Consider the following 15304-nt stretch of genomic DNA (forward strand, 5'->3'; position numbering starts at 1 on the left):
ATAAGTTGTCGAGTATTCGAGCACGAAAACCGGGAGGAGAGACAGCATGGCGTCTTCAGGCGCGAGGCGGTGGCCCAGCAATGGCGATGACGGGATATCGGACGAGCAGGCAGCCCATCTGCGCGAGCGTGCGCGCTTCGTGCGGCTTGAAACGATCAGGCTGATCTCGATCGCCAAGGTCGGCCACTATTCGTCCGTGTTCTCCTGTGCCGAGATCTTCTCGGTGCTCTACTACGATACGATGCGGATCCGCCGCGGCGAGCCGGGCTGGCCCGAGCGCGACCGTTTCCTGATGGGCAAGGGGCACGCGGCCGTCGGCCAGTTCCCGATCCTTGCCGATCTCGATTTCTTCGACCGCTCATGGCTCGACGACTACACCCGCCTCGGCAGCCCGCTTGGCGATCACCCCGACATGCGCAAGGTGCCCGGCGTCGACTTCAGCTCCGGTTCGATAGGCCATGCGCTTTCCAACGGCGTCGGCATGGCGCTCGGTGGCCGCTTCCAGAACCAGGATTTCAACGTTTTCGTCCTGCTCGGCGACGGCGAGATGCAGGAAGGCCAGGTGTGGGAGGCCGCCATCAGCGGCGCCACCCACCGCCTTGGCAGGCTCGTCGCCATCGTCGATCGCAATGGCTATCAACTTGACGGCAAGGTCGACGATGTCGCCGCGGTCGAACCGCTCGACGAGAAATGGCGGGCGTTCGGCTGGGAGGTACACGAGGTGGACGGCCACGACGTCATTGCGCTCGCCAACCTGCTGCGCGCCATCAAGGCCGACACGAAGCGCGAGAAGCCCTGCTGCGTCATCGCCAGGACGATGAAGGGCAAGGGCATCGACTACATGGAAACCGAACCGGGATGGCATCTCGGCTATCTCGCGCCCGAAGACGAAGCGCGCGCCCGCGACATGATCCTCGAAGGTGCGAAATGAGCGCTGCCTTGCACCCCGACAGTTGGCAGTATCGCGAACTCAACAAGCGTGCGCCCTCGCTCGCCACGCTCGCCGATACGTTGATCGAACTGGCCGAAGCCGGTCATCCGATCGTCGCAGGCACCGCCGACCTGCAGCATTCCAATGGCCTCGCCGGCTTTGCCCGGCGCTTTCCGGAGCGCTTCACGCAGTTCGGCATTTCCGAGCAGAACATGGTCTCGGCAGCGGCCGGCATGGCGACCACCGGGGTGATGCCCTATGTGGCGACCTTCGCATCGTTCCTGGCGCTGCTGTGCTGCGAACAGATCCGCATGGACGTCGCCTACTGCGCCCAACCGGTCCGCCTCATCGGCCATCACACCGGTATCTCGCTCGGCTTCTACGGCACCTCGCATCATGCCACGGAAGATATCGCCATCATGCGCTCCATCGCCGACCTGACGGTCGTCTCGACGGCGGACGGCCCGCAATTCGCGGCCGCGCTGCGGGCTTCCGTGCATCATCCAGAGCCGATCTATTTCCGCATCTCTCGCGGCCACGATCCGGTCGTCTACGCCGAGGACGTGCCGTTCGAGTTCGGCAAAGCGATCATCCATGGCATCGGCAACGACATCACCATCATTGCGTGTGGCATGGCGGTCCATTCCGCCAAACAGGCGATGGAGGCGCTGAACGGCAGGGGCCACTCCGTCGGCCTGATCGACATGCACACGATCAAGCCGCTCGACCGCGACGCGGTGATGGCGGCGGCGCGCAAGTCGCGCATCATCCTGACGGTCGAGGAGCACACCATCCTCGGCGGCCTGGGCGGCGCCGTTGCCGAGGTTATGGCCGAGGAAGGCGGCGGGGCTCGCCTGGTCCGGCACGGCATCAAGGACGAATACAGCCTGATCGCGCCGCCCACGCACCTCTACCGCCACTACAAGCTCGATGCCGCCGGCGTCGAAAGCGTCGCGCAGTCCTGCCTGTCCTGAGACAGCCGGCTGAACAGTACAGTGAAGGAAAAAGCGTCTATTGGTCATATCTTGTAGAATCACCGCGGGCACGAGACGCTAGACACAATGTCGAGGAGACCTTTGCCGTGAACATCCAGCCACTCGAGCAGGGCAATCTTTCCGCGCGCGCCTATGTCGCGCTCCGCGAAGGGTTGATTGCCGGGCAATTCCGACCTGGCCAGCGCTTGATAATGCAAGATCTTGCCGACCAGCTCGGCACCAGCGTCACTCCTGCTCGCGAAGCCTGCCTGCGGCTGGTCAGCGAGCGCGGACTCGAATTGCGTTCTGGCCGCTTCGTCACCGTTCCGGCGCTGACGCTCGCGCGCTATATGGAGGTCCGCACCATAAGGCTGTCACTGGAAGGCCTTGCCGCCGGACTTGCGGCACAGAACGCGACCAAGCAAGACATCGACATACTGACCGGCATCCAGAAAGTCTTCGAGAAGGCCGACCGCGCAGGCGATCCGGAACTCTCCTTCCGCTATAACCGTGACTTCCACTTCTCCGTCTACCGTCTGTCCGGCATGGAAATGCTGGTGTCGCACATTGAGAGCCTGTGGGTCTCGATGGGCCCGATGCTCACGGTATTCTTCAACGAAGGCGACCACAAATATGTCGGCGCCGCCGAGCACGAGAGGGTCATCGAGGGCCTGCGCGAGAAGAATTCGGAAAAGGCGCGCACCGCCATGCAGCAGGACCTCATCCTGGGCGGCGACGATTTCCTCCGCTTCCTCCAGGCGCATGAAGTCTTCGTTGCTGGCTAGGGCAAGTTTCAGGCAGTGACTGCCAAGCATGCGCTCGACCAAAGCGGCTCGGCGGTGAGCAACTTCAATACGCCGTCGCATTTGGCCTCTCACCGTCCTGCTTGAACCTTCCCCACCACTCGTCGCCAGACTCGTTCCAAGGCGGCGAATGGTGACCGTTTCGCCCCCAGGGGCCGGTGCCCCCACGCCGGCCATTGCGTTCCGCGCTTCGTGCGAATATGCTTGTTATACGATCGTTCAACAAGCATTTCTGCGAAGCCAGATGACCTGCAATCCCCGCTATGAAATCCTGTTCGAGCCGATGCCGATCGGTCCGGTCACCGCGCCGAACCGCTTCTATCAGGTGCCGCATGCGAGCGGCATGACCAACGCGCTGCCGCGTGTACGTGCGGCCTTTCGCGAGGCCAAGGCCGAGGGTGGCTGGGGCGTGATCTGCACCGGCGCCTGTTCGATCGATCCGAGCTCCGACGATGCACCGCTGCCTTTCGCCACCCTTTGGGACGACAACGACATCCGCGCCCATGCGCTGATGACGGAGGCCGTGCACCGCCATGGATCCCTTGCCGGCGTGGAACTCTGGCACGGCGGCGCCTCCGTCATGAACAGGACGAGCCGCCTGCCGCCGCTGTCGCCGTCGGGCATCCCATGGATGGCCACGCATGTCGGCTTCATGGGCAATCTGCGGCCCAAGACGATGGACAAGGCCGACATCCGCGAGGTGCTACGGTGCCAGGCCGAAGCGGCGCGCAAGGCGCGCACGGCCGGTTTCGATGTGGTTTATGTCTATGCCGGCATGGGCTATCTCGGCTACGAATTCCTGCTGCCGGAATACAACCACCGCACCGACCAATATGGCGGACCGATCGAGAACCGGGTGCGCTTCGTGCGCGAGATGATCGAGGTCACCAAAGACGCGGTCGGCACGGATTGCGGCGTCGCGCTGCGCGTCAGCCTTGAGGAGCTGCGCGGCCGGCCCGGCCGCAACCAGCCCTCGGAGGCGCACGAGTTGATCGAGCTGCTGGCCGACCTGCCCGACCTGTTCGACGTCAAGATGGACTCCAGTCCGACCGACTGTTCGGCGTCGCGCTTCACCGGGGAAGGCAGCCACGAGCCAGTGATCGATTTCGTCAAATCGCTGACGAAGAAGCCGGTAGTCGGTGTGGGCCGCTTCACCTCGCCCGACACCATGGTGTCGCAGATCAAACGCGGGGTGCTCGACTTCATCGGCGGCGCGCGGCCTTCGATCGCGGATCCCTTCCTGCCGGCCAAGATCCGTGAGGGCCGCGAGGCCGAGATTCGCGAATGCATCGGCTGCAACATCTGCATTTCAAGCTGGCATGATGGCGTGCCGGTGCGCTGCACCCAGAACCCGACGGCCGGCGAGGAATGGCGGCGCGGCTGGCATCCCGAACGGGTCGAGCGCACCGATGCGCCAGAACGCATCCTGATTGTCGGCGGCGGGCCGGCCGGGCTGGAATGCGCCCTGACGCTCGGCCGGCGCGGCCATGAGGTGACGCTCGCCGACAGCAGCCGCGGCTTCGGCGGACGGCTGACCTTCGAGAAGACCTTGCCCGGTCTCTCGGCCTGGAACCGCGTCGTCGATTACCGCCTCGGCCGTCTCGGCGAGATGAGCAACGTCTCACTCTATCCCGAAAGCACGCTGGGCACGGACGAAATCATCGATCTGGCACCGGAGCGCGTGGTGCTGGCCACCGGCGCGCGCTGGACCAACATGCTCTATTCCTCGATGGAGATTCCGGTCGGCATGCTCGACCACCCCGATGTTTTCACACCCGACGACATCGCCGCCGGCCGGCTTCCACAAGGACCGACCTTGGTTTTCGATTTCGACAATTACTACATGGGCGGCGTCCTCACCGAGCATCTCGCCGCGAACGGCATCCCGGTCAGCTATGTCACGCCCGCCGGCCAGGCGTCCGCCTGGACGATCATGACCAATGAGCTGCCGCTGGTGCATCGCGCGCTGGCGCGCCGCAAGGTGCCGGTGACGACGCTGCATCTTTTGAAATCCTTCGACGGCCAGACAGCGACGCTGGCGCATCTGTTCACCGGCGAGGATAGCAGCATAGCGTGCCGCTCGGTGCTCATCGTCGGATTGCGCCTGCCACGCAGCGAGCTGTTTGAGACGTTGACGGACCGCGCTGACGATCTTGCTGCCGCCGGGATCCGCAGCGTGGACCGCATCGGCGACACGCTGGCCCCGGGTGCCATCGCCCACGCCGTGCACAGCGGCCACAAGCTGGCTCAAGAGATCGGTGCGAAGGCCCGCTGGCAGCCCTACCGCCGCGACACGCCGATCGTCGATGCGGTGGAGGATTTCGATATGCGGACGGCAGCCGAATAGGAGAAGGCCATGGAGCGGATCACGGCACGTCGCAGACCCGGCCGCCCGCAACGCGAGGTCGGCGGTATCGAGCAGCGGCCGTGGAAGCAACTGACGCGGCCCTACGCGCCGATCGAGATCCTGTCTGATGACCAGGTGCGGACGATCCATGAGACGGGCCTCACCATCCTCGAAGAGATAGGCATGCGCGTGCTGCAGCCGCAGGCGCGGCAGTTCTATCGCGCCGCCGGCTGCGACGTCGATGAAGGCGAGTTGCGCGTGCGCTTCGACCGCGCCATGGTGATGGAGCGCGTCGCCATGGCGCCGTCATGCTTCGAACTGCGCGCCCGCAATCCGGAAAGGAACGTCAAGGTCGGCGGACGGCACTGCATCCTGTCATCGGTCGGCGGACCAGCCTATGTCATGGACAATGATCGCGGCCGCCGCCCCGGCACCTATGCCGAGATGTGCGATTATCTGAAACTCATCCAGTCGTTCAACGTGCTGCACCAGGAAGGCGGCGGCCCGTTCGAGCCGCTCGACCTGCACCAGAACACGCGCCATCTCGACCTCTACTATGCCGAGATCACTTTGCTCGACAAGAACTGGCAGCCGCAGACGCTCGGCCGCGGGCGCGCCATCGACGCGCTCGAAATGGTGGCGATCTCGCTCGGCACGACGCGCGAGAACCTGGCGCGCGAGATGCCGGTCTTCACCGGCATCATCAACACCAATTCACCGCTGCAGCTGGACGAGCCGATGGCCGAAGGGCTGATCACATTGGCCGAGCATGGCCAGGTCAATGTCATCACGCCGTTCACGCTGGCCGGCGCGATGAGCCCGGTGACGCTTGCCGGCGCGCTGTCGCAGCAACATGCCGAGGCACTGGCCGGCATCGTGCTGACCCAGATCGTGCGCCCCGGCGTGCCGGTGATGTATGGCGGCTTCACTTCGAACGTCGACATGAAGACCGGCGCGCCGGCCTTCGGCACGCCCGAATACACGCAGGCCGCCCAGATCACCGGGCAGCTCTGCCGGCTGATCGGCGTGCCGTTCCGCTCCAGCAACGTCACCGCCGCCAATTCTGTCGACGCGCAGGCCGCCTATGAGAGCGCGATGTCGCTGTGGGGCTGCCTGATGGGCGGCGCCAACCTCGTGCTGCATGCCGCAGGCTGGCTCGGCGGCGGACTGACCGCATCGTTCGAGAAACTGGTCATCGACGCCGAGATGCTGCAGATGATGTCGGCCTATTTCGACCCGCCGGTGGTGGACATCGACACGCTTGCGCTGGAGGCAGTGCGCGAGGTCGGCCCGGCCGGTCATTTCTTCGGCGCGGCACATACGATGCAACGCTACGAACGCGCCTTCTATTCGCCGATGGTGTCCAACTGGGACAATTACGACACCTGGATGGAGCGCGGCCAGGTCACGGCACGCGAGCGCGCCAATGTCGTGTGGAAACGCATGGTCGCCGAATACGAACAGCCGCCGATCGACCCCGGCATCGACGAGGCGTTGCGCGACTATATGGAGCGGCGGAAACGCGAGGGTGGTTCGCCGCTGAATTGAGGGCGAGTTCATTTGAGGTTAGCGCCAAGCAGCGCCGACCTGCAATCGTTATCCGCCCCGCAAAGGCCCCACCTGCCCCTCGAGCATCTCGAACCCAGCTGCCTCCGCCGCCTGTGGCGTCACCACGCTTTCATCGAGGCACCATTCCAGCCACAGCCCGTCGACCAAGGCGATGAAATTGCGCGCCAGCGCAGGCGCGTCGACTTGCTTGCCGCGCGGCACGGCGACCGCGGCGATATCCTCCGCAAGCTCCGCCCGATAGGCGTCATAGAGTTCGCGATGCGCCGCCTTGAGGCGCGGGTTGACGGCGATCTCGCCCCATAGCGACAGCCAGATCAGCAGGTTCTCACGGCTGAAATATTCGGGCGAGAAATTGGAGTGCACCAACGCGGCAAGGGCCGCCTGCGGCGACCAATCGGAAGTCTCCGCACGGCGGCGCTTGGCATCGGCGATCTGGTTGTTGACGCTGGCATAGAGCGAAGACTTGTAGACCTCGACAAGCAACCCATCGAGGCTTTCGAAGTGATGGTTGATGAGGCCGCGCGAGACGCCGGCCTCCTTGCAGATGCGGTCGATGGTGAAGGCGCCGATGCCGCCGACCGAGAGGCAGCGCGTTGCCGCCTCGACCAGCATGGAGCGGCGCACGTCGGCCTGTTCACGGCTGAAGCGCGGCGGCGATTTCTTGGCGCCGCGCTTGCGTTTTTCAGGGCTTGATCCTGCTTCCGTCATGACTCCAGCTAAACGATCGTGGTTTTTCTGTCCACGGAAAGGGATCAGGCCTTCTTCTTGAACAGCACCGGATTGGGGTGGCCGTCCGGATAGATAACCGGGTCGAAAGCGGTCTTGTGGATGGCGACCAGCGGCTGGTGGCAGATGAAGACGAAGCCGCCGGACTGCTCCATCAGATCCTCCATGCGGTTCGACAGGACGATCCGCTTGGCCTCGTCGCTTTCCGCCACCAGCTGCTGGTAGCTGGTCTCGAACTCCGCGCTGTCGAAGCCGGACCAGTTGTAGGCGCCGATCTGGTCGGGCCGGAACCAGACCAGGTTTTCCGACGGATCGATGCCGCCGGCGAAATCCATCAGCGCCAGGTCAATGTTCTTGTAACCGTCGCCTTGCGTCTTGTCGCCGACACCCCAGAAGGCGGCCTCGTCATAGGGCTGGATTTCGACCTTGATGCCGGCCTGTTCGAGACTGGCCTGGATGATCTGCGCGGTCGCGGTGCGGATGGAATCGTTCATCACCGTCAAGGTCAGCGACAGGTCACTGACGCCGGCCTCTTTGAGCAGCGCGGCCGACTTCTCATAATCGGGCGCCGCGATCAGATTCGAGGCGCGCGCGAATTTGGTTCCGGGCTGGACGACGCCGGTCGAGCGCTTGGTCAGGTCGTCATAGACGCCGGTGAGGACCTGCCCGACATCGACGCCATATTGCACGGCCTGGCGGACTTTCAGGTCCTTGAGCCGTGGGCTCAGCATATTGATGGTAAGCCAGACGTAGCGCGTCGACTGCGCCTCGATCAGGGCCGTGTCGGCGGGTGGGCTTGCCTTGACAGCCTTGGTCGCAGAAATGGCGATCTTGGTGTAGTCGAAAGCGTCCGCTTCATAGGCGAGTTGTGCTGCCTGATCGTCCGACACGACATAGATCTCGACCTTGCTGAAGTCCGGCTTCGGACCCGGCCAGTCCGGGTTGGCCGTCAGCGTCACCTTCTGCTTCTGCTGCCAGTCCGAAAAAAGATAGGGCCCGCATGTCGCCGGCGGCTGCGTGGTGAACTTGCCACCCGCCTTCTCGGTACCGGCGCGGCTGATGATGTGGCCGCCATAATAGGGCAGGCTGGTGACGAAGATCGGTTGGTAGGGTTCCTTCAGGTGGATGATGCCGTTGCGGGCATCGACGACCTCGACCCGATCGAGTTTTTCGAACTGGTAGGCCCAGGGCGATGCCAGCGCCTTGTCGGCGATGCGCTCGAACGAGAATTTCACGTCGTCAGCGGTGACCGCGCCGAAACCGCCAGACCATTTCAGCCCGTCGATCAAGGTGAAAGCGATGGTCTTTGGGTCTCTCTGCTCGAGCTTTTCGGCACCCCACAGCGACCAGGGCGAGCCCTTCCTGATGTCGCCGAAATGGTTCAGCGAGACATAGATGCCGCGCATCATGACATCCTCGATGCCGCCATTCATGAAGGCGGGATCGAGGCACTGAAGATCGCCCTCCATGCGGATGCGCAGCGTGTCGCCGGCAGCCGACCAGGCAAAACCAGGCTTCATCGCCAGGCCGGCGCCCAGCACGCCGGCTGCCTTCAGGAATGCACGTCTGTCCATGGTCCATTCTGTCATCTCAGTTTCCCCTTTGGTTGGCGGAAGCGCGTGAGAAGGCTTCCCGTTCTTGCCCGCCTGTCTCAAGCGGGAAATGGCAGCGCACCATCCGATCGGCGCCCATCGGCCGATAGGCCGGCGCCTCGGTCCTGCAGCGCTCGCGTGCGATCGGACAACGCGTGTGGAATTCGCAGCCCGAAGGCCGCCGGAACACGCTCGGGATCTCGCCGGTGACAGCAGGGTTCTGGCTGCGCCGGCGCGGATCGGGTATCGGCTCGGACTGGATGAGCGTCGCGGTGTAGGGATGCATCGGCGCGGAAAACACGTCCTGCGTCGGGCCCGTCTCGACCAGCCTGCCGAGATACATGATGGCCAGCCGGTCGCTGACATGGCGGATCATGGCGAGGTTGTGGGTGACGATCATGGCGGCGAAGCCAAGTTCGCGCTTCAGCTCGCCGATCAAATTCAGCACGTCGCCCTGCACCGAGACATCGAGGCCGGCGGTCGGCTCGTCGGCAAGCAGAAGATGCGGTTTCATCGCCAGCGCCCGCGCAACTCCGACGCGGCGCGCCTGACCACCCGACAGCTCATGCGGAAAACGGTCGACGAAGGATGCCGGCAAACCGACCAGCGCCAGCAGAGCCTTGGCGGCGGCGCGGCGATCCGGCATCGGCACGCCCTGGATGATCTGCGGTTCGGTGAGCAGTGTGCCGATGCGCAGGCGCGGGCTGAGCGAGGCGACCGGGTCCTGGAACATCATCGCCGAGCGCCGGCGCATGGCGCGGAAATCGGCCGGCGTCGCCACATCCCTGCCCTCGAAGACGATGCGGCCGGCGGCGGCCCTGACGAGGCCCAGGATGGTTCGGGCAAGCGTCGTCTTGCCGGAGCCGGATTCACCGACCAGCCCAAGCGTCTCGCCTGGCATCAGCGACAGCGTCACGCCGTCAATCACATTGAAGCCGGGCAACGGGAACGGATTGACCAGCCGGTTGAGCAGGCCGCCCCTGGTGAAGCTCACGGAGAGGTCTTCGAGGGCGAGAAGCGGGCTCATGGGGTCACCGCATGGCAGCGCGCGACATGGGCTGAACCGAGTTTCACCAGCGGCGGCGCGATTGCAGCGCAGGGCGCGAAGGCGCGGTCGCAACGCGGTGCATAGACGCATCCCGACGGCGGCTGGGTCAGGTTGGGCAGCGAGCCGGGAATGGTCGGCAGCCTGTCCAGCCGCTCATGGAAACGGGCCGGATCGCAGGCGAGCAGCGCTTGCGTGTAGGGATGCCTGGCATCGTGGAAGATCGCGTCGACTTCGCCGCCTTCGACCACCTCGCCGGCATACATGACATAGACCCGGTCGCAGAGTTCGGCGATGACGCCGAGATGGTGCGAGACGACGATGATGATGCCGTTGTATTCGCGCCTGAGCTCGCGCAGCAGATGGATGATCTGCGCTTCCATGGTGACGTCGAGCGCCGTCGTCGGCTCGTCAGCGATGAGCAGGCCGGGATCGGTCAGCAGGGCGGCGGCAATCGCGACGCGCTGGCGCATGCCGCCGGACAGTTCATGCGGATAGTTCTGCATGCGCCGTTCGGCGTCGGCGATGCCGACGCGGCCGAGCATGGCGGCGATGCGCGCCCGTTTCTGCGCCCGGCCAAGATCCTTGCGATGGTGCTGGAAGTCGACGAGTTGGTCGCCGATGGTCAGCACCGGGTTGAACGCCGTCATCGGGTCCTGGCTGACCAGCGCGATCTCGTCGCCGCGCAGCAGGCGCTGGCGGTGTGGGTCGAGCTTTGCCAGGTCGACGCCATTGTAGCGGATCGATCCGTCTATGCGGGCGTTGGCCGGCAGCAAATTGGCCAAGGCGGTGACCAGCGTGGACTTGCCACAGCCGCTCTCGCCGACAATGCCGATGACCTCGCCTGGATGTGCCTCGATATCGACATGGCGTAGCGCGTGCACCGCGCCATGCGGCGTCTCGTAGCGGACGCTGAGGTCGCTGGCGGCGAGTGAGCCGGTCATGCCGGCCTCCGCAATTGCAGGCGCGGGTCGAGATAGTCGCGCAGGCCCTCGCCAAGAAAGGTGAAGCCGAGCGTGGCGAGCACCAGCGGCAGGCCGCCGAAGATCACCATGAACGGCGCGGCGCGGATCGAGGTATAGCCGTCATAGAGGATCGAGCCCCAGGACGGCGTTGGCGGCCGCACACCGAGGCCGAGGAAGCTCAGGCCCGCCTCGACCATGATGACGACCGGAATGTCCATCGACAGCAGGATGATCAGCGGACCGACGACATTGGGTAGAAGATGGATGAAGATGATGCGCGCGGCACTGGCATCGATCAGGCGTTCGGCGAGAATGTAGTCGCTGTTCTTCAGCGCCAGTGTCTGCGCCCGGATCAACCTGGCATAGCTCGGAAACGAGGTCGCGGCGATGACGATGATCAGCGTGCCCGTGCCGGCGCCGAGCACGGTGATGATGGCGAGCGCGAACATGATCATCGGCAGCGAGTTCAGGCTGTCGAACGTGAGCACCAGGATGGCGTCGAGCCAGCGCGGGCCGTAGCCGGCAATCAGGCCGAGCATCAGGCCGATGGCTCCGGCGATGGCCACCGAGACCATGGCGATGGTGAGCGCGGTGCGCGCGCCATAAATGACGCGTGACAGCAGATCGCGACCAAGATGATCGGTGCCGAACCAGTGCTCGACCGATGGCGGCTGCAGCTTGTGCAGCACATCGATCTTGAGCGGCGAATAGGGCGCCAGCCACGGCGCGAAAATGGCGGTGACGAGGAAACCTGTGACCAGGATCACCGCCACGCAGGTGAACGGATCGGCTAGCAACGCGCGCAGCAGCGGAAACCGTTGTCGGTCCGGAACGGACAACGAGGCATCAGCCACGGAAGACATCACGAACCCTCGGATCGAGCCGCGCGATCAAGAGATCGGCGGCAATGGTGATGGAGACGTAGATGGCGGTCATGATCAGCACCGTGCCCATGACCACCGGATAGTTGCGGGTGTTGACGGCGTCGGTGATCAGCTTGCCGATGCCTGGCCGGGCAAACACCGCCTCGACGAAGACGGCACTCGACAGGATGCTGCCGAGGCCGACGGCGACGAGCGAAATGGTCGGGATGATGGCGATGCGCAGTGCGTATTTCGAGACGATCTTCCATTCAGGCAAACCAAACGAGCGCGCGGTGCGGATGTGCGGCTCGCCCATCACCTCCATCATCGAAGCGCGCACCATGCGGGCGATGTAGCCGATCCAGCCAAGGGCGATCGCCGCCGCCGGCATGATGAGCGCCTTGGCCTGGCTGACGAAGTCACCCGCCTCACCGGCGCCGATCGCCGGCAGCCAGCGCAGGGTGACGGCAAAGAGCAGCAGCGAATAGATAGCGACGACGAAGGACGGCACGGCGATGACGCCGACAGAAAGCACGCCGATGACCGCATCAGCTGCCGTGCCGCGCCGCATGACCGACAGGCAACCGAGCGGCACGCCGATGAACAGCGCTACGGTAAGCGCGGTCAGGCCGAGGATCAGCGTGTTCGGCAGTGCTTCCAGCACCAGTGTGGACACGGGCCGGTTCGACCAGACGTCAAAGCCGAGATTGCCGGTCAGCGCGTTGCGGAAGAATTCGATGATCTGCCACCAGACCGGCTGGTCGAGCCCCATGCGCTCGATCAGCAGCCGCTTCAGTTCCGGCGTGGCGCGTGGGCCCAGCGCGACAGTTGCCGGATCGCCGGGCACAAGGAAGACTGCCGCATACATGGCGATCATGACGAGGACGAGGATCAGGAGGCCGAGACCGATGCGCTTCACTGCATATGCAAGCATCCGTCCCTCCCCCTCTCCTCAGGCGAATTCGCGCCTGATGCGCCGCGTTGCCGCGGCGCTGTGGACGATTATGCCTCGTTCTCGCGCCTCAAGCCGCCAACTCAGGTTGAAATGGGTTTCATCCGATGTCAGTTCGGTCACGGCGATCGCTTCGGTGTCGGCGTCGCCGCTGGCAATCGCCCAGCGATATTCGGTGACGAGTTTTGCCGACAGCGGATCGTCGGCACGGATGCTCATCGTATCGCTGTTGGCCGAGGAGACGGTGATGGCGCGATCGTCATAGTGCCGACGGCCGTGGTCGGAAGTCAGCGCGATGGTCTGCACGCCCGCGCCAACATCGTCGGTGACGATGCGGCGGTCGAAGCCCTCGTCCAACGTGGTGGTCGGAACCGGCGGCGCGGTTTCGGCGGGCTCGAAGCGGACGTCGCAATCGCGAGGCGACGGCGGACGTACCGGCAGCATCACCGTGCTGTCACCTGTCGCAACCGAGAGCGTCGACAGTTTCGGCTGCGGCCACAGGATCGGCCAATGCTGGTTGGCCAGCGCCAGCCGGATACGATGGCCTTTGGGCACGATGCGGGCGAAATCGTTGAGTTTCAGCCGCACGCGAAATGGCGTCCCGACCGGACACGGTGTCGGATGCTCATGGCTGTCGCGATGGCTGAGATTGAGCACGCCATAGGTCATCAGCGCCGAGGTGCCATCAGGATAGACATCGCAGAGCCGGGCGGCGAGATTGACATGCGGCTGGTCGACGCTGACGCGCAGATCCAGTTCCGGCGCACCAAGCAATGTCATGTCATCGTCCAGCGGCTGCGTGTCGAAGCAAAGCGCCAGACCGTCCTCGCGGCGCTGGTCGATAGGCATGTCCGGACAGGAGCCGCCATAGCCGCCCCAGCGGCCGCAATCGCGCCCGGCGGTGGCGGGCGAGCAGACTGAGCGCATCGCACCCGGCGAGGGCTCGCTGCTCAGTCCGGCGGCATTCAGATGCAAAGCCCGACGCTCGATGCGCGGCGACGGCCACTGATCCTCCGCGGCCCAGCTGCCGGCATGATCGGGCAGATAAAAAGGCTGCGGCCGCTCTTCGCCGGTCACCCAGACACGGTAGAGCGGCTCGTCCATGATGCCGGTGTCTTCGCCGCAGAGCCAATGGCGCCACCAGCGCAGCGCTTCCTGCAGATAGCCGATCAGCGGCCCCGGCGCGCCGCGGCAGGGATAGGCGTGCGACCACGGACCAACGATGCCGAGCTTCGGTCCAGGCAGATGTTCGAGCAGGCGCGGCACGAAGTTCGAATAGCTGTCCTCCCAGCCGCAGACGGCCATGACCGCGCATTCAATCGCGGAATGGTCTTCGCAGACGGAACCCTGGCGCCAGTAATCGTCACGGCGCTGATGCGAGAGCCAGATTTCCGACAGCGATGTTGTCGCAGCAAGCCGGCTCCCCCACATGGCACGCCAGGCATCGCCGACGATCTGCGGATCGGGCGCCATCGCCTTCTTCACCAGCATGAAGTTCGACCACATCTCCTGCTCGGTCAGCAGCGCACCGCCCATATAGTGGATGTCGTCGGCGTAGCGGTCGTCGGTGGCGCAGTTGGTGATGATCGCCTTCAAGGCCGGCGGCCGGCGCGCCGCGACCTGCAGTGCGTTGAAGCCGCCCCATGAAATGCCGGTCATGCCGACATTGCCGTTGCACCAAGGCTGGGCCGCCAGATGGGCGATAATCTGGCAGGCATCTTCCTGTTCGCGGGGCAGATACTCGTCGGCCAGATCGCCGTCGGAATCGCCCGAACCCCTGATGTCGATACGGGCGCAGGCAATGCCGTGCCCGGCTAGCCAGGGATGGATGTCGATGTCGCGGGCAACAGTGCCGTCACGGCGGCGATAAGGCACCATCTCGACGACGACCGGTACCCTGGCATCGGTGCGCGGTCGCCACAAAGTGGCGGCGATGCGGGTGCCGTCGGCCAACGTGATCCAGAGCGGATCGACGGTTTCGACAGCAAGCGGGAATTCTGTTCGTACCACGGCAGGTACTCGTTGGGTCGCCTTGTTGAACGTTCGTACAACAAGGCGATTTCACCCGCAATCCCGCTTCGCACCTTTTTGATGAAGACAGGGGACAAATCCGATGCAGTCACCGGACAAACCAGCCTGTTTGCATTTCCTCCAGGATTTCGCGGCGGTGACTCAATCCAAGATGCGCGGCAAGGCGCGCGAGCTTCACCTGCGCCCGCAGAGAGCTCAACCGCACCCAGAGATCCGTCAGCCGTCAGGTCCAAGATCTGGAAGATTGTCTCGGCGCACTGCTGTTCGAGCGCGTCTGGTAGCGCGCCGTGCTTTCCGAGGATGGGCACAAGAGCGCAGATCCTCAACCGCAGTCATAAAACTCTACAGCAAAAGCAGAAATTATTTGGAGAAAGGCCCAATGGTACCGTTGGCTGGGATCGAACCAGCGACCTCCGGATCCACAATCCGGCGCTCTAACCATCTGAGCTACAACGGCACGTTCGCCTGAACGGATCGAGGTTGGAAAGTCCCGCGATCTGCTCCGT

Annotated in this window: 12 protein-coding genes, 1 tRNA gene and 1 pseudogene; 6 read left to right on the top strand and 8 right to left on the bottom strand. The window is 64.4% G+C overall.

Annotation, left to right across the window (positions count from 1 at the left end; all coding sequences use genetic code 11):
* Positions 1–46: 46 nt before the first annotated feature.
* From WC739_RS08875 to WC739_RS08895, 5 genes are all read left to right on the top strand, one after another.
* Complete coding sequence (locus WC739_RS08875) at positions 47–931, top strand: transketolase (protein WP_372952657.1); 885 nt, start codon at positions 47–49, stop codon at positions 929–931.
* Positions 928–1905, top strand: a complete 978-nt coding sequence (locus tag WC739_RS08880; protein WP_372952658.1) for a transketolase family protein — start codon at positions 928–930, stop codon at positions 1903–1905. The genes WC739_RS08875 and WC739_RS08880 overlap by 4 nt, the downstream gene beginning before the upstream one ends.
* Before the next feature lie 107 nt (positions 1906–2012).
* Positions 2013–2690: a GntR family transcriptional regulator gene (locus WC739_RS08885; protein WP_372952659.1), complete on the top strand. Its 678-nt coding sequence runs from the start codon at positions 2013–2015 to the stop codon at positions 2688–2690.
* 262 nt (positions 2691–2952) lie between these two features.
* Entirely contained in the window at positions 2953–5055 is a 2103-nt protein-coding gene (locus tag WC739_RS08890; protein ID WP_372952660.1) for an FAD-dependent oxidoreductase, read from the top strand.
* Between the two features lie 9 nt (positions 5056–5064).
* Positions 5065–6603 carry a trimethylamine methyltransferase family protein gene (locus WC739_RS08895; RefSeq protein WP_372952661.1) on the top strand — a complete coding sequence of 513 codons (1539 nt, stop codon included), beginning with the start codon at positions 5065–5067 and terminating at the stop codon, positions 6601–6603.
* A gap of 48 nt (positions 6604–6651) precedes the next feature.
* On the opposite strand, the gene WC739_RS08900 is transcribed toward WC739_RS08895, so the two are convergent.
* Genes WC739_RS08900 through WC739_RS08930 form a run of 7 tightly spaced genes read right to left on the bottom strand, consistent with a single transcriptional unit; the run spans position 6652 to position 14777 of the window.
* A complete protein-coding gene (locus WC739_RS08900) occupies positions 6652–7332 on the bottom strand; it encodes a TetR/AcrR family transcriptional regulator (RefSeq protein ID WP_372952662.1) in 681 nt (226 codons plus the stop codon).
* 44 nt (positions 7333–7376) lie between these two features.
* Positions 7377–8939: an ABC transporter substrate-binding protein gene (locus WC739_RS08905; RefSeq protein ID WP_372952663.1), complete on the bottom strand. Its 1563-nt coding sequence runs from the start codon at positions 8937–8939 to the stop codon at positions 7377–7379.
* A gap of 1 nt (position 8940) precedes the next feature.
* Positions 8941–9969 (bottom strand): oligopeptide/dipeptide ABC transporter ATP-binding protein, encoded by a 1029-nt coding sequence (locus tag WC739_RS08910; RefSeq protein ID WP_372952664.1) that lies wholly within the window; start codon positions 9967–9969, stop codon positions 8941–8943.
* A complete protein-coding gene (locus WC739_RS08915) occupies positions 9966–10931 on the bottom strand; it encodes an ABC transporter ATP-binding protein (protein WP_372952665.1) in 966 nt (321 codons plus the stop codon). The genes WC739_RS08910 and WC739_RS08915 overlap by 4 nt, the downstream gene beginning before the upstream one ends.
* Positions 10928–11815 carry an ABC transporter permease gene (locus WC739_RS08920; protein ID WP_372952666.1) on the bottom strand — a complete coding sequence of 296 codons (888 nt, stop codon included), beginning with the start codon at positions 11813–11815 and terminating at the stop codon, positions 10928–10930. Before WC739_RS08920 ends, WC739_RS08915 begins: the two co-directional genes overlap by 4 nt.
* Complete coding sequence (locus tag WC739_RS08925) at positions 11799–12749, bottom strand: ABC transporter permease (protein ID WP_372952667.1); 951 nt, start codon at positions 12747–12749, stop codon at positions 11799–11801. Before WC739_RS08925 ends, WC739_RS08920 begins: the two co-directional genes overlap by 17 nt.
* 18 nt (positions 12750–12767) lie before the next feature.
* Complete coding sequence (locus WC739_RS08930; RefSeq protein WP_372952668.1) at positions 12768–14777, bottom strand: CocE/NonD family hydrolase; 2010 nt, start codon at positions 14775–14777, stop codon at positions 12768–12770.
* Between the two features lie 185 nt (positions 14778–14962).
* On the opposite strand from WC739_RS08930, the pseudogene WC739_RS08935 reads away from it, so the two are divergent.
* Positions 14963–15079, top strand: a pseudogene (locus tag WC739_RS08935) (LysR family transcriptional regulator); the annotation flags it as partial.
* A 99-nt stretch (positions 15080–15178) separates the two neighbouring features.
* Here the strand turns inward: WC739_RS08935 and WC739_RS08940 are convergent.
* Positions 15179–15255, bottom strand: a tRNA-His gene (locus WC739_RS08940).
* Positions 15256–15304: the final 49 nt, after the last annotated feature.

It is taken from the genome of Mesorhizobium sp. (assembly GCF_041661565.1).
Classification (GTDB): domain Bacteria; phylum Pseudomonadota; class Alphaproteobacteria; order Rhizobiales; family Rhizobiaceae; genus Mesorhizobium.

Coding starts and splice junctions, on each gene's coding strand:
- WC739_RS08875 (WP_372952657.1), top strand. CDS start 47: ATGGCGTCTTCAGGCGCGAGGCGGTGGCCCAGCAATGGCGATGACGGG.
- WC739_RS08880 (WP_372952658.1), top strand. CDS start 928: ATGAGCGCTGCCTTGCACCCCGACAGTTGGCAGTATCGCGAACTCAAC.
- WC739_RS08890 (WP_372952660.1), top strand. CDS start 2,953: ATGACCTGCAATCCCCGCTATGAAATCCTGTTCGAGCCGATGCCGATC.
- WC739_RS08895 (WP_372952661.1), top strand. CDS start 5,065: ATGGAGCGGATCACGGCACGTCGCAGACCCGGCCGCCCGCAACGCGAG.
- WC739_RS08900 (WP_372952662.1), bottom strand. CDS start 7,332: ATGACGGAAGCAGGATCAAGCCCTGAAAAACGCAAGCGCGGCGCCAAG.
- WC739_RS08905 (WP_372952663.1), bottom strand. CDS start 8,939: ATGACAGAATGGACCATGGACAGACGTGCATTCCTGAAGGCAGCCGGC.
- WC739_RS08910 (WP_372952664.1), bottom strand. CDS start 9,969: ATGAGCCCGCTTCTCGCCCTCGAAGACCTCTCCGTGAGCTTCACCAGG.
- WC739_RS08915 (WP_372952665.1), bottom strand. CDS start 10,931: ATGACCGGCTCACTCGCCGCCAGCGACCTCAGCGTCCGCTACGAGACG.
- WC739_RS08920 (WP_372952666.1), bottom strand. CDS start 11,815: ATGTCTTCCGTGGCTGATGCCTCGTTGTCCGTTCCGGACCGACAACGG.
- WC739_RS08925 (WP_372952667.1), bottom strand. CDS start 12,749: ATGCTTGCATATGCAGTGAAGCGCATCGGTCTCGGCCTCCTGATCCTC.